At 64.6% G+C, this 22,117-nt stretch carries 20 protein-coding genes; 3 read left to right on the top strand and 17 right to left on the bottom strand.

Annotation, left to right across the window (positions count from 1 at the left end):
- Positions 1-11: 11 nt before the first annotated feature.
- The 13 genes from CRT23_RS01830 to CRT23_RS01770 all read right to left on the bottom strand — a co-directional run bounded on the left by CRT23_RS01830 (position 12) and on the right by CRT23_RS01770 (position 14,107).
- Positions 12-1,535: an NADH-quinone oxidoreductase subunit M gene (locus tag CRT23_RS01830; protein WP_055947375.1), complete on the bottom strand. Its 1,524-nt coding sequence runs from the start codon at positions 1,533-1,535 to the stop codon at positions 12-14.
- A 31-nt stretch (positions 1,536-1,566) separates the two neighbouring features.
- On the bottom strand, positions 1,567-3,723 hold the full coding sequence (gene nuoL / locus CRT23_RS01825) for an NADH-quinone oxidoreductase subunit L (RefSeq protein WP_103708334.1): 2,157 nt from the start codon (positions 3,721-3,723) through the stop codon (positions 1,567-1,569).
- Positions 3,724-3,870: 147 nt separating this feature from the next.
- A complete protein-coding gene (nuoK, locus tag CRT23_RS01820) occupies positions 3,871-4,176 on the bottom strand; it encodes an NADH-quinone oxidoreductase subunit NuoK (RefSeq protein ID WP_055947368.1) in 306 nt (101 codons plus the stop codon).
- A 43-nt stretch (positions 4,177-4,219) separates the two neighbouring features.
- A complete protein-coding gene (locus tag CRT23_RS01815) occupies positions 4,220-4,840 on the bottom strand; it encodes an NADH-quinone oxidoreductase subunit J (protein WP_055947364.1) in 621 nt (206 codons plus the stop codon).
- Positions 4,841-5,122: 282 nt separating this feature from the next.
- Positions 5,123-5,611: an NADH-quinone oxidoreductase subunit NuoI gene (gene nuoI, locus CRT23_RS01810; protein ID WP_055947361.1), complete on the bottom strand. Its 489-nt coding sequence runs from the start codon at positions 5,609-5,611 to the stop codon at positions 5,123-5,125.
- A gap of 24 nt (positions 5,612-5,635) precedes the next feature.
- The gene (gene nuoH / locus CRT23_RS01805; RefSeq protein WP_055947358.1) at positions 5,636-6,658 is read right to left on the bottom strand and encodes an NADH-quinone oxidoreductase subunit NuoH; all 1,023 of its coding nucleotides are present in this window, start codon (positions 6,656-6,658) and stop codon (positions 5,636-5,638) included.
- Between the two features lie 12 nt (positions 6,659-6,670).
- Positions 6,671-8,752, bottom strand: a complete 2,082-nt coding sequence (gene nuoG / locus CRT23_RS01800) for an NADH-quinone oxidoreductase subunit NuoG (RefSeq protein ID WP_103708333.1) — start codon at positions 8,750-8,752, stop codon at positions 6,671-6,673.
- A 45-nt stretch (positions 8,753-8,797) separates the two neighbouring features.
- Positions 8,798-10,099 carry an NADH-quinone oxidoreductase subunit NuoF gene (nuoF, locus tag CRT23_RS01795; RefSeq protein WP_055947352.1) on the bottom strand — a complete coding sequence of 434 codons (1,302 nt, stop codon included), beginning with the start codon at positions 10,097-10,099 and terminating at the stop codon, positions 8,798-8,800.
- Between the two features lies 1 nt (position 10,100).
- Entirely contained in the window at positions 10,101-11,204 is a 1,104-nt protein-coding gene (gene nuoE / locus CRT23_RS01790; RefSeq protein ID WP_103708332.1) for an NADH-quinone oxidoreductase subunit NuoE, read from the bottom strand.
- A 19-nt stretch (positions 11,205-11,223) separates the two neighbouring features.
- Positions 11,224-12,414 carry an NADH-quinone oxidoreductase subunit D gene (locus CRT23_RS01785; RefSeq protein WP_103708331.1) on the bottom strand — a complete coding sequence of 397 codons (1,191 nt, stop codon included), beginning with the start codon at positions 12,412-12,414 and terminating at the stop codon, positions 11,224-11,226.
- A gap of 16 nt (positions 12,415-12,430) precedes the next feature.
- A complete protein-coding gene (locus CRT23_RS01780) occupies positions 12,431-13,078 on the bottom strand; it encodes an NADH-quinone oxidoreductase subunit C (protein ID WP_055947344.1) in 648 nt (215 codons plus the stop codon).
- A gap of 15 nt (positions 13,079-13,093) precedes the next feature.
- Entirely contained in the window at positions 13,094-13,681 is a 588-nt protein-coding gene (locus CRT23_RS01775) for an NADH-quinone oxidoreductase subunit B (protein WP_103708330.1), read from the bottom strand.
- Between the two features lie 60 nt (positions 13,682-13,741).
- Positions 13,742-14,107 (bottom strand): NADH-quinone oxidoreductase subunit A, encoded by a 366-nt coding sequence (locus CRT23_RS01770; RefSeq protein WP_103708554.1) that lies wholly within the window; start codon positions 14,105-14,107, stop codon positions 13,742-13,744.
- 425 nt (positions 14,108-14,532) lie between these two features.
- Here CRT23_RS01770 and CRT23_RS01765 point away from each other — a divergent pair, with 425 nt between their 5' ends.
- The gene (locus CRT23_RS01765; protein ID WP_103708329.1) at positions 14,533-15,666 is read left to right on the top strand and encodes a glycosyltransferase family 4 protein; all 1,134 of its coding nucleotides are present in this window, start codon (positions 14,533-14,535) and stop codon (positions 15,664-15,666) included.
- Positions 15,667-15,825: 159 nt separating this feature from the next.
- Entirely contained in the window at positions 15,826-18,156 is a 2,331-nt protein-coding gene (locus CRT23_RS01760) for a glycogen debranching N-terminal domain-containing protein (protein ID WP_103708328.1), read from the top strand.
- Between the two features lie 203 nt (positions 18,157-18,359).
- Here CRT23_RS01760 and infC read toward each other — a convergent pair whose 3' ends face one another.
- Both infC and CRT23_RS01750 read right to left on the bottom strand, forming a co-directional pair.
- A complete protein-coding gene (gene infC, locus CRT23_RS01755) occupies positions 18,360-18,881 on the bottom strand; it encodes a translation initiation factor IF-3 (RefSeq protein WP_238280755.1) in 522 nt (173 codons plus the stop codon).
- A 183-nt stretch (positions 18,882-19,064) separates the two neighbouring features.
- Positions 19,065-20,303, bottom strand: a complete 1,239-nt coding sequence (locus tag CRT23_RS01750; RefSeq protein ID WP_103708553.1) for a glycosyltransferase family 4 protein — start codon at positions 20,301-20,303, stop codon at positions 19,065-19,067.
- A gap of 183 nt (positions 20,304-20,486) precedes the next feature.
- Here CRT23_RS01750 and CRT23_RS01745 point away from each other — a divergent pair, with 183 nt between their 5' ends.
- Positions 20,487-21,278, top strand: a complete 792-nt coding sequence (locus CRT23_RS01745) for an alpha/beta hydrolase (RefSeq protein ID WP_103708327.1) — start codon at positions 20,487-20,489, stop codon at positions 21,276-21,278.
- Here CRT23_RS01745 and CRT23_RS01740 read toward each other — a convergent pair.
- Entirely contained in the window at positions 21,265-21,549 is a 285-nt protein-coding gene (locus CRT23_RS01740; RefSeq protein ID WP_055947330.1) for a DUF1150 domain-containing protein, read from the bottom strand. The genes CRT23_RS01745 and CRT23_RS01740 overlap by 14 nt on opposite strands.
- A 74-nt stretch (positions 21,550-21,623) precedes the next feature.
- Complete coding sequence (locus tag CRT23_RS01735; protein WP_103708552.1) at positions 21,624-22,061, bottom strand: Hsp20 family protein; 438 nt, start codon at positions 22,059-22,061, stop codon at positions 21,624-21,626.
- Positions 22,062-22,117: the final 56 nt, after the last annotated feature.

The following is a 22,117-nucleotide window of genomic DNA, read 5'->3' as shown; positions in this document are numbered from 1 at the left end:
GGTCAAAGCCTTCAGCGCGACGCGGGCGGCAGGGTGGCCGCGGCGGTCTGCGTGTTCGAGAGCGCGGTCCGCATGCTCTGCATCAACGCTTCCGTCGAGGGCGCGAAGGTGTCGAGCACGGGGGCCGGGTGGACGCCGTAATAGATCGTCAGGGCGACGAGCGGCGCGATGATCATCTTCTCGCGCAGGTCCAGGTCGAGGATGCCCTGCAGGTTGGGCTTCTCGAGCTTGCCGTAGATCACCCGGGCGTAGAGCCAGAGGGCGTAGCCGGCCGACAGGATGATGCCGAAGACCGAGAAGAACGCCACCGTCGGGTTGGCCCGGAAGGCCCCCATCATGGCCAGGAACTCGCCGACGAAGCCGGAGGTGCCGGGCAGGCCGACATTGGCCATGGTGAAGACCATCATGGCCGCCGCGTAGAGCGGCATCCGCTTCACGAGGCCGCCATAGGCGGCGATCTCGCGGGTGTGCATCCGGTCGTAGACCACGCCGACGCAGACGAAGAGCGCGCCGGAGACGATGCCGTGCGAGATCATCAGGAACAGGGCGCCCTGGATGCCCTGCTCGTTCATGGTGAAGAGGCCCAGCGTCACGAAGCCCATATGCGCCACCGAGGAATAGGCGATGAGCTTCTTGATGTCGGTCTGCATCAGCGCGATCAGCGAGGTGAAGATGATCGCGATCACCGAGAGCGCGAACACCATCGGGGCGAAGGCGTGGCTCGCGTCCGGGAACATCGGCAGCGAGATCCGGATGAAGCCGTAGCCGCCCATCTTCAGGAGGATGCCCGCCAGGATCACTGAGCCGGCGGTGGGCGCCTCCACGTGCGCGTCCGGCAGCCAGGTATGGACCGGCCACATCGGCATCTTCACCGCGAAGGAGGCGAAGAAGGCCAGCCAGAGCCAGGTCTGGAGCTCCACCGGGAAGCGGGTGTGCAGCAGGGTCGGGATGTCGGTGGTGCCGGCGTGCCAGTACATCGCCATGATGGCGAGCAGCATCAGCACCGAGCCGAGCAGGGTGTAGAGGAAGAACTTGAAGCTGGCGTAGATGCGCCGCTTGCCGCCCCAGATGCCGATGATGAGGAACATCGGGATCAGGCCGGCCTCGAAGAACAGGTAGAACAGCACCAGGTCGAGGGCGCAGAACACGCCGATCATCGTCGTCTCGAGGACGAGGAAGGCGACGAAATACTCCTTCACCCGGGTGTTCACCGAGAGCCACGAGGCGCCGATGCAGAACGGCATCAGGAAGGTGGTCAGCAGGATCAGCGGCATCGAGAAGCCGTCGACGCCGAGCTTGAAGCGGGTGGCCTCGCTCAGCCAGGCATGGGTCTCGACCAGCTGGAAATTCGCCGTGGTCGCGTCGTAGCGACCCCAGGCCACCAGCGAGAGCAGGAAGGTGGCCAGCGTGGTGATCAGCGCGGCCCAGCGGGCATTGCGCTTCGAGGCCTCCGTCTCCTCGCCGAGGGTGAGGATGAAGGCCGCGCCGCAGAGCGGCACGATCAGGAGGCCGGAGAGGATTCCGAGGCCGAACATTAGCGGGCGCTCCGATGCGTGACAGCGGCCATCAATGGGCGACCTTGGGCAAGCCGGTCAGCATGTACCAGCTGATGAGGGCGGCGACGCCGACGAGCATGACGAAGGCGTAGTGGTAGACGTAGCCGGTCTGGAAGCGGACCACGCCGCGGGTCACGTCCAGCACGCGCGTGGCGATCCCGTCGGGGCCCATGCCGTCGATGACGCGGCCGTCGGCCTCCTTCCAGAGGAACTTGCCGAAGTCCTTGGCGGGACGGACGAAGATCCGGTCGTAGAGCTCGTCGAAGTACCACTTGTTGAGCAGGAACCGGTACAGGCTCGGCTGCTGGGCGGCGAGCTGGCCCGGCAACTCGGGCCGGCGGATATACATCCAGTAGGCCAGCACGAAGCCGATCAGCATCATGATGAAGGGCGCGTAGGAGACCAGGGCCGGCACCGCGTGGATGTCGTGCATGATGTGGTTGTCGGGACCGTGGCCCAGGGCATGGCCCCAGAACGCGTCCATGCCCTCGCCGATGAAGCGGTTCTTGAAGATCAGGCCGGCGAAGAGCGCGCCGAAGGCCAGGAGCGCGAGGGGGATCGTCATCACCAGCGGGCTCTCATGCGGGGTCTGCGCATGGTCGTGGTGCTCGATGGCGCTGTGCGAGGCCGGCTCCAGGTCGTGGCCCTTGTCGTCGTGGGCGACGCCCTCATGATGGCCCGGCGCGCCGTCGGCCTCCGCGGAGGTCGCGGCATGGACCGAGGTCGCCGCATGGACCGAAGTCGCCGCATGGGCCGAAGTCGGCGCATGAGCGGCCTGCGCCACCGCGTGGTCGTCGTCGTGGTGCGCCCCGTGGCCGGCCCAGCGGGCCGGTCCCTCGAAGGTCATGAAGAACAGGCGCCAGGAGTAGAACGAGGTCATCAGCGCGGCGACGACGGTGCACAGGAAGGCGAGCGTGTGCCCGGGCCGGGTCGAGGCGTAGGCCGCCTCGATGATCGCGTCCTTGGAGTAGTAGCCGGCGGTGAAGGGGAAGCCGATCAGCGCCAGGGTGCCGATGGTCATCACCGCCGAGGTGAAGGGGATGTAGCGGCGGAGATTCCCCATGTTCCGCATGTCCTGCTCGTGGTGCATCGCGTGGATGACCGAGCCGGCCCCGAGGAACAGCAGCGCCTTGAAGAAGGCGTGGGTGAAGAGGTGGAAGACGGCGGCCGAGTAGGCGCCGACGCCGAGGGCCACGAACATGTAGCCGAGCTGCGAGCAGGTCGAGTAGGCGATCACGCGCTTGATGTCGTTCTGGACGAGACCGATCGTGGCCGCGAAGAACGCCGTGATGCCGCCGATGACCGTGACCACGATGAGGGCGTTGGGGGCGAGCTCGAACAGCGGCGACAGGCGCGCCACCATGAACACGCCGGCCGTCACCATGGTGGCGGCGTGGATCAGCGCCGAGACGGGGGTAGGCCCCTCCATCGCGTCCGGCAGCCAGGTGTGCAGCAGGAACTGGGCCGACTTGCCCATGGCGCCCATGAACAGCAGCAGGCAGGCGAGCGTCAGGGCGCTCCAGTCGTAGCCGAGGAAGTGGAAGGTGGCGTCCTTGATCTCGGGCGCACGGGCGAAGATGCCGTCGAAGGCGATCGAGCCGGTCAGCACGAAGACGAGGAAGATGCCCAGCGAGAAGCCGAAATCGCCGACGCGGTTAACGATGAAGGCCTTCATGGCGGCGGCGTTGGCCGAGGGCTTCTCGTACCAGAACCCGATCAGCAGGTAGGAGGCGAGGCCGACGCCCTCCCAGCCGAAGAACATCTGCACGAGGTTGTCGGCCGTCACCAGCATCAGCATGGCGAAGGTGAAGAGCGACAGGTAGGCGAAGAAGCGCGGCCGGTGCGGATCCTCCTCCATGTAGCCGATGGAGTAGAGGTGCACGAGGGTCGAGACCGAGGTCACGACCACCAGCATGATCACCGTCAGGGTGTCGATGCGGAAGGCCCAGTCGACCACCAGGTCGCCGGCGGTGAACCAGGTCGCGACCTGCACGCGGGTGGCGTGCTCGGTGCCCGGGACCTCGAGGAAGGCGCCCCAGGACAGCAGCGCCGAGAAGGCGAGGAGGCCGGTGGTGATGCCCTCGCTGAGCTTGGCGCCGAGCTGGCGGCCGAACAGGCCGGCGAGCAGCGCGCCGACGAGCGGGAGGAAGACGATCGCGTGATACATCGCTGGCTTGTCCGGCCTCCTGGGTGCGCCGGGTCCCCGCGCGATGCGCGAGGAGCCCGAGCGGCGCCCTGTGGGGTTCGTGTCACCGCCCCGGCGGCGCGGTCACCGCGCTGCCGGGCGTCAAATCGAGTGTCGCCTCGGTTCCGCTCAGCCCTTCATCATGTTGACGTCCTCGACCGCGATCGAACCGCGGTTTCGGAAGAACACGACGAGGATGGCGAGGCCGATGGCCGCCTCCGCCGCCGCGACCGTCAGCACGAACAGGGCGAAGACCTGACCGGTGATGTCGTTGAGGTGGGTGGAGAAGGCGACGAGGTTGATGTTCACCGCGAGCAGGATCAGCTCGACGGACATCAGGATGACGATGACGTTCTTGCGGTTCACGAAGATGCCGAGCACGCCCAGCGTGAACAGGATCGCGGCGACCGTCAGGTAATGGCTCAGGCCGATCATCGGATGTGGCTCCCGGTCTCTGCCGTTCGAGGTCCGCCGGCCATCAGACTTCCACGCCCTGGCGCGACGGCACCTTGCGGGTTTCCACCGCCATGGTCTGGGTGCGCGCGTTCTGCACGGAGATGTTCTGGCGCTTGACGCCCGGACGGTCGCGCAGGGTCAGCACGATGGCGCCGATCATCGCCACCAGCAGGATCAGGCCGGCGAGCTGGAAGAAGAAGACGTAGTCCGTGTACAGCACCCGGCCGAGGGCCTGGGTGTTGGTGACGGCCTCGGCGCTGGCGACGGGACCGAGGGGCGCCTGCACGAGGCCCGGATCGATGGTCCAGGAGCCGACCACGAGCAGCAGCTCGATCAGGAAGACCGCGCCGATCAGCGCGCCGATGGGCAGGTATTGCTGGAAGCCCTGGCGCAGCTGCGCGAAATCCACGTCGAGCATCATCACGACGAACAGGAACAGCACCGCCACCGCGCCGACATAGACGACCACGAGGATCATCGCGAGGAACTCGGCGCCCATCATCACGAACAGGCCGGCGGCGTTCACGAAGGCCAGGATGAGGAAGAGCACGGAGGCCACGGGATTGCGCGAGGCGATCACCATGAAGCCCGAGGCGATGGTCACACCTGCGAACAGGTAGAAGAAGGCAGCGGCTGCGCTCATGCGATTCTAGAGATCAGCCGTCCCGAGGACGGCCCCTTCTGCCGAAATTGTGCCACGGCCCACCGGCCGCCCGTCTATAGAACCCGCCCCTGCGGTGCACAACCGCCTCGGCGGGTTCCGGTCGACTCCGTGGGCACGGAATCGCCCCTCTGTCTCATTCCGCGGCTGCGCCCGGGCGCGTCCGGCGCTCGGACGTGCGGTCCGCGGATGGGCAAACGCGCGTCCGGCGCTCGGACGCGCGGTCCGCGGATGGGCAAACGCGCGTCCGGCGCTCGGACGTGCTCAGCGGTAGGGCGCGTCCACCGCGAGGTTGCGGGCGATCTCGCGCTCCCAGCGGTCGCCGTTCAGGAGCAGCTTCTCCTTGTCGTAGAGCAGCTCCTCGCGGGTCTCGACCGAGAACTCGAAGTTCGGCCCTTCCACGATCGCGTCCACCGGGCAGGCCTCCTGGCACATGCCGCAATAGATGCACTTGACCATGTCGAGGTCGTAGCGGGTCGTGCGGCGGGTGCCGTCGTTGCGGCGCGGGCCCGCCTCGATGGTGATGGCCTGGGCGGGGCAGATCGCCTCGCACAGCTTGCAGGCGATGCAGCGTTCCTCGCCGTTGGGATAGCGGCGCAGGGCGTGCTCGCCCCGGAAGCGCGGGCCGCGATGGCCCATCTCGAAGGGGTAGTTGATCGTGGCCTTCGGCTTGAAGAAGTACTTCATCGCCAGGACGAACCCGGACGCGAACTCCTTGAGCAGCAGACCCTTAGCGACCTGATCGAGCTTCATGGCCCGGATCTCCGTGAGGGGTTGTCAGGCGCCCGGCGCGAGGCCGGTGAGCTTGAGGACAAAGGCGACGACGATGACCGAGACGAGCGAGAGCGGCAGGAACACCTTCCAGCCGAGGCGCATGAGCTGGTCATAGCGGTAGCGCGGCACCATGGCCTTCACCATGGCGATCATGAAGAAGAGGAAGCTCGCCTTGAGGGCGAACCAGATCAGGCCCGGCACCCAGGTGAAGGGCGCGAACGGGATCGGCGAGAGCCAGCCGCCGAGGAACAGCACCGTCCCAAGGGCGCACATGGTCATGATGGCCACGTACTCGCCCAGCATGAAGAGCAGGTACGGGGTCGAGGAATACTCGACCATGTAGCCGGCCACGAGTTCGGATTCGGCCTCCGGCAGGTCGAAGGGCGGGCGGTTCGTCTCGGCCAGCGCCGAGACGAAGAACACCACGAACATCGGGAACAGCCAGAGCCAGTACCAGCCCAGGATGCCGAGCGCGGTGTCCTGCGCCATGACGATGCGCGACAAGTTCAGGGAGCCGGCGCAGAGCAGGACGCAGATGATGACGAATCCGAGGGAGACTTCGTAGGAGATCATCTGTGCGGCCGAGCGCAGGGCGCCCAGGAAGGCGTATTTCGAGTTCGAGGCCCAGCCGCCCATCAGGACGCCGTACACGCCCAGCGACGAGATCGCGAAGATGTAAGTGATGCCGACGTTGAGGTCGGCGATGGCCCAGCCCTCGGCCAGGGGAATCACCGCCCAGGCGGCCAGGGCCAGGGTGGCGAAGACCAGGGGGGCCAGCAGGAACAGCGCCTTGTTCGCGCCGGCCGGGATCACCGGCTCCTTCAGGACGAACTTCAGGAGATCGGCGAAGGACTGGAACAGGCCCCAGGGCCCGACCACGTTGGGGCCGCGCCGGAGCTGCACCGCCGCCCAGATCTTGCGATCGGCCAGCAGCGCGTAGGCGATGAAGACCAGCAGCAGCGCCAGGAGCACGAAGCTCTTGAACGCCAGCAGCAGGACGGTGCCGAGGACTTCCCAGAAGGTCATCGCAGGAGATCCTTATTCGGCCGCTTCGAGGCCGCGCACCCGGGCGAGGCTCGAACACTCGGCGAGCACGCGCGAGGCGCGGGCGATCGCGTTGCTGAGGTAGAAGTCCGGCACCGCCGAGACGAAGGCCGTGCGGGTCGGCTCGCCGCCGAGACCCGACAGCGTCTCCACCGTGGCGACCGCATCGCTCGGGGCGATGGCGTCGAGGGCCGCGAAGTGCGGATGCTCGGCGTAGAGCGCCCGGCGCAGGGCCGCCAGCGAATCGAACGGCAGGCGCTTGCCCAGGACGTCGGACAGGGCACGCAGGATCGCCCAATCCTCGCGGGCATCCCCCGGCGGGAAGCCGGCGCGATTCGTGGTCTGGACCCGGCCCTCGAGGTTGACGTAGGTCGCGCTCTTCTCGGTATAGGCGGCCCCCGGCAGGACGACGTCGGCCCGCGTGGCGCCCTGGTCGCCGTGGGTGCCTTGGTAGATCACGAACGCACCCGGTCCCACCGCGACCTCGTCGGCACCGAGGTTGTATACCACGTCGAGATTTGCGCCGTTCGCGATCCCGGCGAAGTCGAGCCCGCCCGGCCCCGGCACGAAGCCGAGATCCAGGGCGCCGGCCCGTGCCGCCGCGGTCTGGAGCACGCCGAAGCCGCTCCAGTCCGGGGTGACCGCGCCGAGATCCCGGGCGAGCGTCGCCGCGGCGGCGAGGATCGCGGCGCCGTCGGGCCGCGCGAGCGCGCCGGTGCCGACGATGATGAGGGGCCGGCTCGCCGCCTTCAGCGCCTCGGCGAAGCTGTGCTGGCCGGAGGCGAGGTCGGCCAGGGTCTCCGGTCCGGCGCCCAGATAGGTGTGCGGATAGGTCAGGTCGACCGGCTCGCCGATGAGGCCGACCGCCAGGGGACCCATGCGCCAGCGCTTGCGAATGCGCACGTTGAGGAGGGACGCCTCGAGGCGCGGATTGGTGCCGATGAGGAGGATCGCGTCCGCCTCCTCGATCCCGGCAATGCCGGTCCCGAGCGTGTAGGCGGCCCGGCCCCAGGCCGGGTCGATCGCCTCGCCGGCCTGGCGGCAGTCGAGGCTGGTCACCCCGAGGGAGGTCATCAAGGCCTTGAGCGCATAGATCTCTTCGACACCCGCGAGATCGCCCACCACCGCGCCGATGCGCGTCGGATCGGCACTCTTCACCCGCGCGGCGATGGCGGCGAACGCCTCACCCCAGGAGGCAGGGCGCAGGCGACCGTTCTCCCGCAGGTAGGGCCGGTCGAGGCGCTGGGTGCGCAGGCCGTCCACCGCGTGGCGGGTCTTGTCGGAGATCCACTCCTCGTTGATGCCCTCGTGCACGCGCGGCTCGATCTGCATGACCTCGCGACCGCGGGCATCGACCCGGATGGCGCAACCGACGGCGTCCATCACGTCGACGGATTCGGTCTTCGAGAGCTCCCAGGGCCGGACCTCGTAGCTCTGCGGCTTGTGGACGAGGGCGCCCACGGGGCAGAGGTCGGCGACGTTGCCCTGAAGCTCCGAGCCCATGGCGGATTCGAGGTAGCTCGTGATCTCCATGTCCTCGCCGCGCCCGATGGCGCCGAGATCCGGCACGCCGGCGACCTCCGCCAGGAAGCGGACGCAGCGGGTGCAATGGATGCAGCGGTTCATAGCGGTCCGCACCAGCGGGCCGATATACTTCTCCTCGACGGCGCGCTTGTTCTCCCCGTAGCGCGTGGAGTCGACGCCATAGGCCATCGCTTGGTCCTGCAGGTCGCAATGGCCGCCCTGGTCGCAGATGGGGCAATCGAGTGGGTGATTGATGAGGAGGAACTCCATCACCCCTTCGCGGGCCTTCTTCGTCTGTCCCGAGCGTGTCAGCACCTCCGGCGGCTCGCCGTTGGGGCCGGGTCGGCAGTCCTTCACCGCATAGGCACAGGAGGCCACCGGCTTCGGCGCGCCCTTGAGTTCCACGAGGCACATCCGGCAGTTGCCCGCGATGGACAGACGCTCGTGGAAGCAGAAGCGCGGGATTTCCGCGCCTGCAGCCTCGCAGGCCTGGAGCAGCGTGTACTCAGCCGGAACATCGACCTCGGTGCCGTCGACGACGATCTTGGTCATGCGTGGGTCTCGGTCTCGAAACTTAAGGGCGGCGCGAGGGGCGGATCACTCCGCCGCCATCGGCACCGGATCGGAATGCGGATTGGCGCTGTAGCGGTCGATGCGCTTCTCGATTTCGGGACGGAAGTGCCGGATCAGGCCCTGGATCGGCCAGGCCGCCGCGTCGCCGAGCGCGCAGATGGTGTGGCCCTCGATCTGCTTCGTGACGTCGAGAAGCATGTCGATCTCGCGGCGCTGGGCCCGGCCTTCCGCCATGCGCAGCATCACGCGCCACATCCAGCCCGTACCCTCGCGACACGGGGTACACTGGCCGCAGGACTCGTGCTTGTAGAAGTAGGCGATGCGCGCGATGGCCGAGACGATATCGGTGGACTTGTCGAGCACGATCACCGCCGCCGTGCCGAGGCCGGAGCCGAGGTTCTTCAGGGTGTCGAAGTCCATCTTCGCATCGATGATCTGCTCGGCCGGCACCAGGGGAACCGAGGAACCGCCTGGGATGGAGCAGAGCAGGTTGTCCCAGCCACCGCGCATGCCGCCGCAATGCTTGTCGATGAGTTCGCGGAAGGTGATCCCGAGCTCCTCCTCGACGTTGCAGGGCTTGTTGACGTGGCCCGAGACGCAGAACAGCTTGGTACCGGTGTTGTTCTTGCCGCCAAGGCCGGCAAACCAAGCGCCGCCGCGGCGCAGGATGGTACCAGCCACCGCGATCGATTCGACGTTGTTGACCGTCGTTGGGCAACCGTAGAGGCCCATATTGGCAGGGAACGGAGGCTTCAGGCGCGGCATGCCCTTCTTGCCTTCGAGGCTCTCCAGCAGCGCAGTCTCTTCGCCGCAGATGTAGGCGCCGGCCCCGTGGTGGACGTAGATATCGAAGGGGTAGCCGTGGACATTGTCCTTGCCGACGAGGCGGGCCTCGTAGGCTTCGTCCACCGCCCGTTGAAGGGCGTGCTTCTCCGCGACGTACTCGCCGCGAATGTAGATGTAGCAGGCATGCGCGGCCATCGCGAAGGAGGCCAGCATGCAACCCTCGATCAAGAGGTGCGGATCGTGCCGCATGATCTCCCGGTCCTTGCAGGTGCCCGGCTCTGACTCATCAGCGTTGACGACGAGGTAGTGGGGGCGCCCGTCGGACTTCTTGGGCATAAATGACCACTTGAGGCCGGTGGGAAAGCCGGCGCCGCCACGGCCGCGCAGGCCAGACTGCTTCATCTCGTCGATGATCCAGTCGCGGCCCATTTCCAAGAGAAACTTGGTGCCGTCCCAGGCACCGCGCTGCCTCGCGGCTTCCAGCCCCGGCGAGTGCAGGCCGTAGAGGTTCGTGAAGATGCGATCCTGATCGGCGAGCATGTCAGTTCCCCTTCCTTGGGACGGAAGACCGGGATGTCGACGGTTTCGCCGTCAATGTCTTTGAAGCCGAGTCTTTCGTGTCGACCGGCTGCGCGTCGTTGACATCCGCGCTGATACCCGAAGCCACCGGCTGAGGCGGCGGCTCATTGCGCGGCAGGCTCGACTGCGTACCCGCTTCCGCACCGGCGGCTTCGGACTTCGCGATCGTCACCGGTGCCGGAGCGGTCGGCGACGCAGGCGCTGTGGTCGACTTCGTTCCGTCGGCGGCATCCATCTTGTCGCTCGCCTTTATGGGCGATTCCCCGACTGCAGTTCGCTGGGCAGGTGCATCGGTCGCTGGCGTCTCGACGGCCCGACCCGCATCGGGGCGCGCCGGTTTCGGCTCGGCAGCGGCACGCTGCTCGGACGAGGCCGCCTCAGCCTTTCCCTGCTCGCTGTCGCCTTCGGCCTCTTTCTCCTCAAAGCGCTTGCGCCAAGCGCCTACGCGCGATCCGTCGAACAGGCTCGTGTCGGCAAGGGTGTCTGCGCCGCCCAGCGGCTCGGACGAGGTGCGTCCAACCTGCGAGCCGATCTTCACGGGCCGACCAGCGGCAAGATCGTCCATCAGTTTCCCGAGGAGATCAGGCGTCAGATCCTCATAATAGTCTTGGTTGATCTGCGCCATTGGAGCGTTGCAGCAAGCCCCCAAGCACTCGACCTCAAGCCAGGAGAAATTACCGTCCGCACTTACGTGGCCCGGCGCTCCAAGGCGGTGATGCAGGTAGTCCTTTAGCTCGCGCGCACCGCAGGAATCGCACGGCACAGTCCCACAGAGCTGGATCCAGAACTTGCCCACCGGCTCCAGAGCGAACATCGTGTAGAACGTTGCGACCTCCAGCACGCGGATATGCGGCATGCCAAGCTCGTCGGCCACTGCCTCGATCGCCTTCTGCGGCAGCCAGCCGCCGTTCTGCTCCTGCGCCTTCCACAGCAGTGGGATCACCGCCGAGGCCTGGCGGCCCTCAGGATACTTCTCGATCTGACCCTTCGCCCATTCGGCGTTCTCGGACGAGAACGCGAAGGACGTGGGCTGCTCGGCAGCGGGGGCGAGTCTGCGGTTGGCCATCAGTTTCGAACCTTGATCCTCACCGGTCCACTTCGCCGAACACGATGTCCAGCGTACCGAGTACGCAGGACACGTCGGCCAGCATGTGGCCGCGGCACATCCAGTCCATCGCCTGAAGGTGGGCGAAACCCGGAGCGCGGATCTTACAGCGGTAGGGCTTGTTGGTGCCGTCGGCGACGAGATAGACACCGAACTCGCCCTTGGGCGCCTCGACGGCGGCGTAAACTTCGCCGGCCGGCACATGGAAACCTTCGGTGTAGAGCTTGAAGTGGTGGATCAACGCTTCCATCGAGCGCTTCATCTCGCGCCGCGGCGGAGGCGCGATCTTGCCGTCAGTGGCCGAGATCGGGCCTTGCCCGGCCGGCTCCCGCAGCTTGTGGCAGCACTGCTTCATGATCTTGGCCGATTCGCGCATCTCTTCCATGCGGATGACCTGACGATCGTAGGTGTCGCCGTTCTTTCCCACCGGGATGTCGAAATCCATCTCTTCGTAGGCTTCGTAGGGCTGCGACTTACGCAGGTCCCAAGGGATGCCGGAGCCGCGAACCATCACGCCGGAGAAGCCCCAGGCCATCGCCTCGTCCACGGTGACGATGCCGATGTCGACGTTGCGCTGCTTGAAGATACGATTACCCATCACGAGGTTATCGAGGTCGTCGACCACCTGCAGGAACGGGTCGATGAAGGCTTCGATGTCGTCGATCAGCGCCGGTGGCAGATCCTGGTGGACGCCACCGGGTCGGAAGTAGTTGGCGTGGAGGCGAGCGCCCGACGCGCGCTCGTAGAAAATCATGAGTTTCTCACGCTCTTCGAAGCCCCAGAGCGGCGGTGTCAGGGCGCCGACATCCATGGCCTGCGTGGTGACGTTGAGGAGGTGGGAGAGAATGCGACCGATCTCGCAGAACAGCGTGCGGATGAGTTGCGCCCGCCTCGGAACTTCAAGCCCAAGAAGCTTCTCGATGCCGAGGCAGAAAGCGTGCTCCTGATTCATCGGGGAGACGTAGTCGAGGCGGTCGAAGTAGGGCGTTGCCTGCAGATAGGTCTTATGTTCGATGAGCTTCTCGGTGCCGCGGTGCAGGAGACCAATATGCGGATCGACGCGCTCGACGATCTCGCCGTCGAGTTCCAGCACGAGGCGCAGCACACCGTGCGCCGCCGGGTGCTGAGGTCCAAAATTGATCGCGAAGTTGCGGATGTTGTGCTCGGTCATGGCCTTGCTCCGCCGTTCAAGCCGACGTCTTCTCATCGCCCGGAAGCACGTATTCGGTGCCCTCCCACGGCGAGAGAAAGTCGAAGTTGCGGAATTCCTGGGTGAGCTTCACCGGCTCGTAGACCACGCGCGCCTCGTCCTGATCGTAGCGAACCTCAACGAAGCCGGTGAGCGGAAAGTCCTTCCGCAGGGGGTGTCCCTCGAAGCCATAATCGGTGAGGAGCCGACGCAGATCCGGATGGCCTGAAAACAGGATCCCGTAGAGGTCGTAGGTCTCGCGCTCGAACCAGTTCGCAGCTGGGAAGACCTCGATTACGGAGGGCACCGGCGTCTGATCGTCGGTCTGCACCTTCACGCGGATGCGGGAGTTATGGCGCAGCGACAGCAGGTGGTAGACCACGTCGAAGCGCTTCTCACGGGACGGATAATCGGCTCCGCAGATGTCGATGAAGCAGCGAAAAGCGCAGGTGGGGTCATCGCGCAGATAGGTCAGCACATAGACAATGTCGCTGGCCTGCACCACAAGGGTCAGCTCGCCGAACGCGATGGTGCGAGAGACGACCGCGGGCCCGAGCGCTCCGGCGACATGGTCGCTGATCTGCCGCAAGGCGTCGACGCCGGATTCCGGCGCGGTGTGGGCGAGGATGCTGATGCCATTGGTCATGCCGGGCGTCCTTTTTCAGCGCTCGATCGTACCGGTGCGGCGGATCTTCTTCTGGAGCAGGAGTACGCCGTACAGCAGCGCCTCGGCGGTGGGCGGGCAGCCCGGAACGTAAATGTCCACCGGCACCACCCGGTCGCAGCCGCGGACCACCGAGTAGGAGTAGTGATAGTACCCGCCACCGTTGGCGCAGGACCCCATCGAAATGACGTAGCGAGGCTCCGGCATCTGGTCGTAGACCTTGCGCAACGCCGGGGCCATCTTGTTGGTCAGCGTGCCGGCGACGATCATCACATCGGACTGCCGCGGGCTGCCACGCGGCGCGAATCCAAAGCGCTCGCAATCATACCGCGGCATCGACATCTGCATCATCTCGACGGCGCAGCACGCGAGGCCGAAGGTCATCCACATCAGTGATCCGGTGCGGGCCCAGTTAATGAGGTCATCCGTCGACGTGACGAGGAAGCCCCGATCCGCAAGTTCGTCATTGATCGACAGGAAAGTCGGATCATTGGCCCCTATCGGAAGGCCCGTGTTGGGATCGATGATCCCTTTTGGGGCGGGTGCGATCGCCGGGGCGCGGGAGAGGTCGGGGCTGAAGGCCATCGGTTTCTCGGGATCAGGCTTCGGACGGAAGGACATCTGGGGCGACGCGATTCGGAAGGACTAGTCCCATTCAAGAGCGCCCTTACGCCACTCGTAGACGAAGCCGACGGTCAGAACGCCAAGGAAAGCCATCATCGACCACATGCCGAACCATCCGAGTTCGCCGAAAGAGATTGCCCACGGGAACAGGAACGCGACTTCAAGATCGAAGATGATGAACAGGATTGCGACGAGGTAGAAGCGCACATCGAACTTCATGCGTGCATCGTCAAAGGCATTGAAGCCGCACTCGTAGGCCGACAGCTTTTCGGAGTCGGGGCTGTTGTAAGCGACCAAGAAAGGCGCAACCAGCAAGGCCGCGGCAATGAACACCGAGACGCCGATAAAAACGATGAGGGGCAGATAGTCTGCCATCAGGCCGGACATGCGGGACCTCTCGTGTTCGCAGACGATTGCGACGCCTTCGGCGCCGTCGGCCACGTGGAACTGCTCCAATGCCAGACTGTGCAGGCGCGAGGCTTAGACGACCCCCCGGAGTGAAACAAGGGCATCGTGCGTCGCACAAAATCGGCCATGAGCCTCAGGTAGTTCTTCTCCCGTTCCTCACAACACGACGGATGCGCGCAGGGAGGTTTACGGCCGCGTTCTTGCAGGCCCTGTCATCGGCTTGTGCGGCATGCCGGATGGCCGGCAGCACGGGGATATCGGGGACATCCTCGACCTTCTGTCAGACAGCGCTGGCGATGGTCACACAGCGGGAACCATAACCTTGGCCGTCCGTTTCGTTCATGTCCCACTCAGGCCGGATCGCGTTAGGTCTGCGCAACATTCGACCTCATAGGAGACGCTTCGTGCGCATTGCTCAGATTGCTCCGCTGTCGGAGGCCGTACCCCCGAAGTTCTATGGTGGTACCGAGCGCGTGGTGTCGTGGATCACCGAGGAGTTGGTCCGTCAGGGCCACGATGTGACCCTGTTCGCCAGCGGCGATTCGGAGACTTCAGCCAAGCTGGCAGCCTGCACGCCGGAAGGTCTCCGTCTTCTCGGTTATCGTGATCATACCGCGAGCCACCTCGCGATGTTGCATCACGTGCACAAGCGAGCACACGAGTTTGACATTCTGCACTTTCATATCGACCTGCTGCAGTACCCGATGTTCGAGGATCTCAATCACAAGTGCCTCACAACGATGCACGGGCGCCTCGATGTGCCAGACTTCATGCCAGTCTACCGTACGTTTACGGGCATGCCCCTGGTGTCGATCTCGGACAATCAGCGCGATCCCATGCCCGAGAACGTCAACTGGCTCTCGACCATCCACCACGGACTGCCGGCTCAGAATTGCCCGTTTTATCCAGAGTCGAAGGGTGGCTACCTCGCCTTCCTCGGCCGTATATCCCCGGAGAAACGCCCTGACCGTGCGATCGAGATGGCGATCCGCTCCGGCGTTCCGTTGAAGATTGCCGCGAAGGTCGACAAGGCTGACCAGGATTACTGGGATGAAGTCATCGAGCCCATGATCCATCATCCCCTCGTCGAGTTCATCGGGGAGATCAACGAGGAACAGAAGAAGGATTTCCTCGGAAACGCTCTCGCTCTCGCTTTCCCGATCGATTGGCCAGAGCCCTTCGGCCTCGTAATGATCGAGGCAATGTCGGCCGGCACACCGGTGATCGCTTTCCGCAATGGTTCCGTACCAGAGGTCATTGCCGACGGCATCTCGGGCGTTCTGTGCGACTCGATGGATGACGCGGTGGCAGCGGTCCACACGGTGAAATCAATGAGTCGTACCGGTGTGCGCAAGCACTTCGAAGGCAACTTCACCGCTGAGTGTATGGTGCGCAAGTACGTGTCGGCCTACGAACGGCTGCTCGCCGGCGCGAACCCGGTGATCAAGCTGCCGCACGCCGGCGCCTTCTCGTCGCATTATGGCGAAATGAACGGCTCCGCTCTGCCCCAGATCTCTGTTGCTGCTATGCCCGCTTAATCATGCCCGAGCGGGGCTAGGCCCGGCATCGAATTTGCCCGTCGCCGGATAGGCTGGCGCCGCAAGATTGCCGCACTACCTCTGCCACTGAGGGCCGCCGCGCCGCATCATGCGACCGGTGGCCCTTTTGATTCGACCCCAATTCGGAGACGCTCAGGCATGGCAGCGGATACACTGAAGGCGACCTCCGAGCCCGCAACTGAGACACGGATTCCCCGGGGCTTCCAGGATGCCGACGAGGTCCTGCCGCAATACCATATCGAGGCCCAGACTTCCCTGGTCGAGCGTCCGCTGCGCTCTTTGAAGTACGGCGAGGCTTTCGCGGTCCTCGACAGCTACGGTGACATCGGCGTCCTGCCCGGTCCCGAAGGGCTCTACTTTCAGGATACGCGCTACCTCTCGCGTCTGCATGTCACCATTGAGGATCAGCGTCCCCTGCTGCTGTCCTCCGTGATGCAGGACGACAACGGTGCCCTCAGCGTCAACATGACGACGCCCGATATCCGCATCGACGCCCACGACGAAACTACGATTCCCCGCGAGTTGATCGCGATTGAGCGCACCAAGTTCCTGTTCAAAGGCGCCTGCTACGACCGGATCGGCCTGCGCAACTACGATTCCCGGCATTGGCACCTGAAGGTCGCCGTCACCTTCGACGCAGATTTCCGCGATCTCTTCGAGGTGCGTGGTATGGACCGCCCGGTGCGCGGCAAGCGCAGCGTCCAGGTGGCGAGCGAATCCGAGGTTCAATTCCGCTATGCCGGCCTCGATGAGGTCGTGCGCACTACGAGCCTGCATTTCGGGCCGAAGCCGGAGCATATCGAGCCGGGTCGTGCCGAGTTCATTGTCTCCATGCCTCCGGGCGGACGCGCCTCGCTGTTTCTAAGAGCGGTCTTTGAATCGCACCGCGCCTTCACGAGCGCTCCCGCAGCCGAGCGGGTCGGTGAGGATGCGGCAGCCGGCTTGTCGCGCGCCGCAGGCAGCTCCGCCGCTCCGCGCCACCCGAAGGGGCTGGCCGAGGGTGTCATCTTCGCCCGAGCTTATCGTGACTCCCGGCGCGATCTGCGCCAGCTTACAGCCGGCATCACCACGATTATCTCATCGAACGATCAATTCAACGAAGCGGCCTGCCGCGCCACTGCCGACCTCTACATGCTGGCGAGCCGGACACCGGAGGGAATCTATCCCTTCGCCGGTATCCCCTGGTACTCCACGGTCTTCGGGCGCGACGGTATCATCACCGCGATGATGGCGCTCTGGATCGATCCGAACTTCGGCAAGGGCGTCCTGCGCTACCTCGCCTCCACCCAAGCCAAGGCTGTCGACCCAGCCGCCGATGCGCAGCCCGGCAAAGTCCTGCACGAGACCCGGCGTGGTGAGATGGCCATGCTCGGCGAGGTACCGTTCCGGCACTACTACGGCACCATCGACGGCACGCCACTCTTCGTGATGCTGGCCTGGGAGTACTACGCCGTCACAGGCGACCTAGAGACCATCTCGGCGATCTGGCCCGCCCTTGAGCTCGCCCTGACCTGGATGGACGAGTATGGCGACCGGGACGGTGATGGGTTCGTGGAATATGCCCGCGACACCGACAAAGGCCTCGAGAACCAGGGCTGGAAGGACAGCCACGACTCCATCTTCCACACCGATGGCAATCTCGCGAAGGGGCCGATCGCCCTCTGCGAGGTCCAGGGGTACGTTTATGCTGCCAAAAACGGGGCTGCCAAACTCGCCTCGCTGCTGGGCCACGATGACCTCGCACAGCGTCTCGGCGAGGAGGCACACCTCCTACGAGAGAACTTTGACAAGGCATTCTGGTGCGAGGCGATCGGGACTTACGCCCTTGCCCTGGACGGCGAGAAGCGACAATGCGCCGTGCGCTCGTCCAACGCCGGTCACGCGCTCTTCACCGGTATCGCACTGCCGGAGCGGGCAGCGAGCGTCGCCGCAAACCTCCTGTCAAAAGACGGTTTCAACGGTTGGGGCGTGCGCACGATCGCGCGCGGCGAAGCGCGCTACAATCCGATGTCGTACCACAACGGTTCGATCTGGCCGCACGACAATGCCCTTATCGCCCTCGGACTAGCGCGTTATGACCTGAAGCCGGAAGCCTCGCGGATCTTCGAGGGCATGTTCGACACAGCCCTCTACCAGGATCAGAAGCGCTTGCCCGAGCTGTTTTGCGGTTTCATGCGGCGTCATCAGCGCGGTCCCGTCTCGTATCCCGTAGCCTGCTCACCTCAAGCCTGGGCCGCAGCGGCACCCTTCGCCTTCTTAGCAGCCTGCCTCGGGCTTGAGATCGACCACGATCGCAATCGCGTTCGGTTCCGCAATCCGACACTGCCGCCCTTTCTCGATGGTGTCTCAATCTTCAACCTAAAGATTGGCACCTCAAGAATAGACCTTCGACTCCAGCGCTACGGGGAGGACGTCACAGTTAATGTCTTGAGACGAACGGGCGACGCGCAGATCTCCCTGCTGAAGTAGGACCAAGAACGGGGTGACGCTCCGTTACGGGGCGTCCCCCACAGTCTGTGTTCCTTCAAGACATTCGTCCACCTCTCTCCCGAGAGGCGTTCCTCAAATCCTAGTCTACAAGCATCCCTGCCAAACGCTGTCTCCGCCACAAAAAATACCGCCTCCTAAGGGAGGCGGTATTTTTTAAGACCGAGCGCGATCGAGACAGCGAATCAGCGCGGCGCCAAGATCATAATCATCTGCCGACCTTCAAGCATCGGCTCGCTCTCGACCTTGGCAATCTCCTGAGTTTCGTTCTTCACGCGCTCGAGCAGACGCAGGCCAATATCCTGGTGCGCCATCTCACGACCACGAAAGCGCAGGGTCACTTTGACCTTATCGCCTTCCTCGAAGAACCGGATCACAGCCTTCATCTTGGTGTCGTAGTCGTGCTTATCGATGCCGGGGCGGAGCTTGATCTCCTTGACCTCCACCGTCTTCTGCTTCTTGCGCGCTTCATTTTGCTTCTTCTGCTCGTTGAAGCGGAAGCGGCCATAATCAAGAAGTTTACAGACGGGAGGAACGGAGTTCGGCGCGATCTCGACAAGGTCGAGACCTGCTTCCTCGGCCATGGCGATGGCGTCGAAGAAGGCGACGACGCCACGGTTCTGTCCGGTGTCGTCGATGAGCTGCACTTCGCGGACGCCACGGATGTCCCGGTTGGCGCGCGGCCCGTCCTTCTGCGGGGCCGGCATAGCTCTCATAGGTCTACGAATGGCTTTAATCTCCTAGTGAAACGACGGAACGGCAGCCCACGAATTCAATCCCCGTTTGGGGTCGATCCTGGCCACCCATCGCTCGCGAAATTCGGTGCGATACCTTGGCTGAACTCTCGTGCAAGTCAACACGGTCGCCGCAGTTTGGTTCATCGGCAGAAACTAGGTCACCCCTTCGCCGCTAGCGAGTTGCCGGGCTATGAGGTCTGCGTAGACCGCGAGCGTGTCGCCAACCATGCCTTCCAGTGAGAAATGAGCCTCTACGTGCGCCCGGCCACGACGAGTCATTGCATCCCGGGCGCTCGCGCCAAGCGAAAGAGCTTCCGTGAGGGCATCGGCCAGGGCTCCAGCGTCACCAGGCGGTACCCGCCAACCAGTTCGTTGGGACGGTGGAACCTCGGGCGGCGCCAAGACCGTTTCCGGTACGGCGCCGAGATCCGACACGACCACCGGAGTCCCTAGAGCTTGCGCCTCCACGGCGGACCGGCCGAAAGCCTCGGGTTCCACGGAGGGTACCGCCACGACGGAGGCAGCCCGGAAAGCCGCTGGCATATCGGCGCAGTGTCCGACTCGATGCACGATCGCCTGCAGACCGCGCGCCGCGATCAGAGCGTCAAGTTCGCGCTCATAGGCAATGCGCCCCTGCGGATCACCAGCGAGCACGATTGCGATGTCCGTGACCCCACGATCGCGCATCAAAGAAGCCGCCTCGATCAGAACACGCTGTCCCTTCCAGCCCGTGAGGCGTGCGGCCAGCAGCACCACACGCTCATGCGGAGCAACGCCCCAGGCACGACGAAGGGCCTCGACCCGCGATGGGAGCACGGCCGCGGGAGTGAACTGAGTCAGATCGGTGCCGCGATGAATCACCCGGACTCGGTCACCCGCCTGGTCCAGGTGCAAGGTGCGAATCAAATCAGCGGTGTAGTGAGAATTGGCGATGACGATGTCACCGCGAGCCATCACGGAGTTGTAAAGAACCTTCACGCCCGTGCGACCCGAATAGCTGCCGTGATACGTTGTCACGAACGGCAGCTTCACGCGGCGCGCGGCACCTAGGGCGACCCAGGCTGGAGCCCGCGAGCGTGCGTGGACGATCTGAACACCCTCACGCCGGCACAGGCGCGCGAGGCGTCCCACGTTCACGGCCATGACGAGCGGATTTTTTGAAGCCGCAGGAAACGGAAGCCATATCCCGCCCTTGGCCTGCAGTTCGCCGATCAGGCGCCCTCCCTCTGTAGCAACCAGCGCCCGGGCGCCGGCCGCAGCCAAGGCGGCGGCGACATCGACAGTGGTCCGCTCTGCGCCACCGGCATCGAGTTCGGGAATGATCTGCAGGATGGTCGCCCCGGCAAGCGGCGCACGCTCGCTCGGGAAATTGCCGCGCACGTCGCTGCTCATGACGCGCAAGCGGGAATGGACCACGGCCCAAGATAGAGGCTCGAGTCGGGTTCCCTAGGCAAACAGAGTCCGTCTTGCGTGTCGATCATGGCCATGAGCTTGAACGCCGCGCTTTACGGTCCGGTAAATGAAATGCGAAGGCGATGCGTTCAGTTCGATGCATCCCAGGGCGAGGGTTAACGAATGACGTCTGCACAGGATGAGGCGCCAGAATTCCTGGAAGTCGGGAGCGGATCGGCAGCACGGCGGATCGCGGTGCGGCGAAGGGCAGGCGAAGGCCCAGCACTGGTCTGGCTTGGAGGCTTCCGCTCGGATATGGGCGCCACGAAGGCGATGACGCTTGATGCCTGGGCTGAGCGGCAGGGGCGCCCGTTGGTTCGCTTCGACTACACAGGCCACGGCGAATCGACAGGCGTCTTTGCCGAAGCTACGATTTCGACTTGGCTTGCGGACGCACAGGCAGTCGTCGAAACCTACGCGCCAGAGAACCCGATCTTGGTGGGTTCCTCGATGGGCGGCTGGATTGCGTGCCTGGTAGCTCTCGCGCGGACCTTCAAGGATCACAAAGCGCCATCAGGCCTCGTCCTCATCGCCCCGGCCTTGGATTTCACCCAAAGTCTCCTTTGGGATCGCTTCCCGCCGGAGATCCGATCGCAGATCGAACGGGACGGCGCCTGGTTCCGGCCGAGCGCCTATGATCCGACACCAGTACCCATCACTCACGCGCTCATCCAAGACGGTCAACGTCATTGCCTTCTCGGAACGAACTTTGATCCGGGCTGCCCGGTCCATATCCTGCAAGGCATGGACGACCCAGACGTCCCCTATACGCACGCCCTGCGCGTGGTGGAGAGGCTGCCGAAAACCGGCACCCTCCTCACCCTCATCGCCGACGGCGACCATCGCCTGTCACGGCCACAGGATTTGCAACGGCTTCTGACGGCGGTCGCCGAATTCCCGATTAGTGCAGACTGACCGTGTAAAGGTCATTGGCGGCCGCATTGGCCACCACGGCATCCCGAGAGTCGGCGAGCAGGATGGGTGCACCACTGGCCGAAAGGAGCGCGAACAGGTCGAGACCCGGCGTGAGGTCGGGCGCCTGCGGAAAAATGCGCTTCACCTCGTCAGAGCGAATCGCGCGCACATAGGCGATATGTCCTTCGCCGAGGGCGGCGAGATCGGCCACGTTGAACTCGGCCGGGTCGAGATCGGCCTGGGTGAGCGGGTTGGTATTGAACTCGGTCATGGACTGCCCTCCTTCTTGGCAGAGCGGTACACCGGGAAAGGACCCGGCGGTCGATGTGAGCCGAAGCCCCAATTTTAGTCCTCGTCTCGGGACGCGATGGCGATCTTGCGGACGATCCTGTCCGGCTCCGGCCGCGTGAGATCGATCGACAACAGACCGTTTGAGAGATCGGCGCCCATTACTTCCATGCCGTCCGCAAGCAGGAATGCACGCTGGAACTGACGCGCAGCAATACCGCGGTGCAGGAACTGCCGGGTCTTGTCGTCTACCTGCCGGCCACGCACGACCAGCTGGCTCTCCTCCAACATCACATCGAGTTGATCGCGGGTAAAACCTGCGACAGCCAGGGTGATGCGAAGGCGCTCCGGTTGATGCTCGGTCCGGGCCAAGCGTTCGATGTTATAGGGCGGATACCCATCGTTGGCGGCCTTCGACACCCGGTCGAGAGCCTGTTCGATTTCATCAAATCCGAGCAGAAATGGATGTCCGAACGGTGAGGGCCGAGTCGTCACGAACGCATATCCTTCCAGCGAAGCCCGAAACAACGTCTCACGAGGCACTTCGGTGA

The organism is Methylobacterium sp. V23 (assembly GCF_002917135.1).
Lineage (GTDB): Bacteria > Pseudomonadota > Alphaproteobacteria > Rhizobiales > Beijerinckiaceae > Methylobacterium.
Note: the sequence above shows the minus strand (reverse complement) of the source record. Positions and strands in the feature narration are given on the sequence as shown.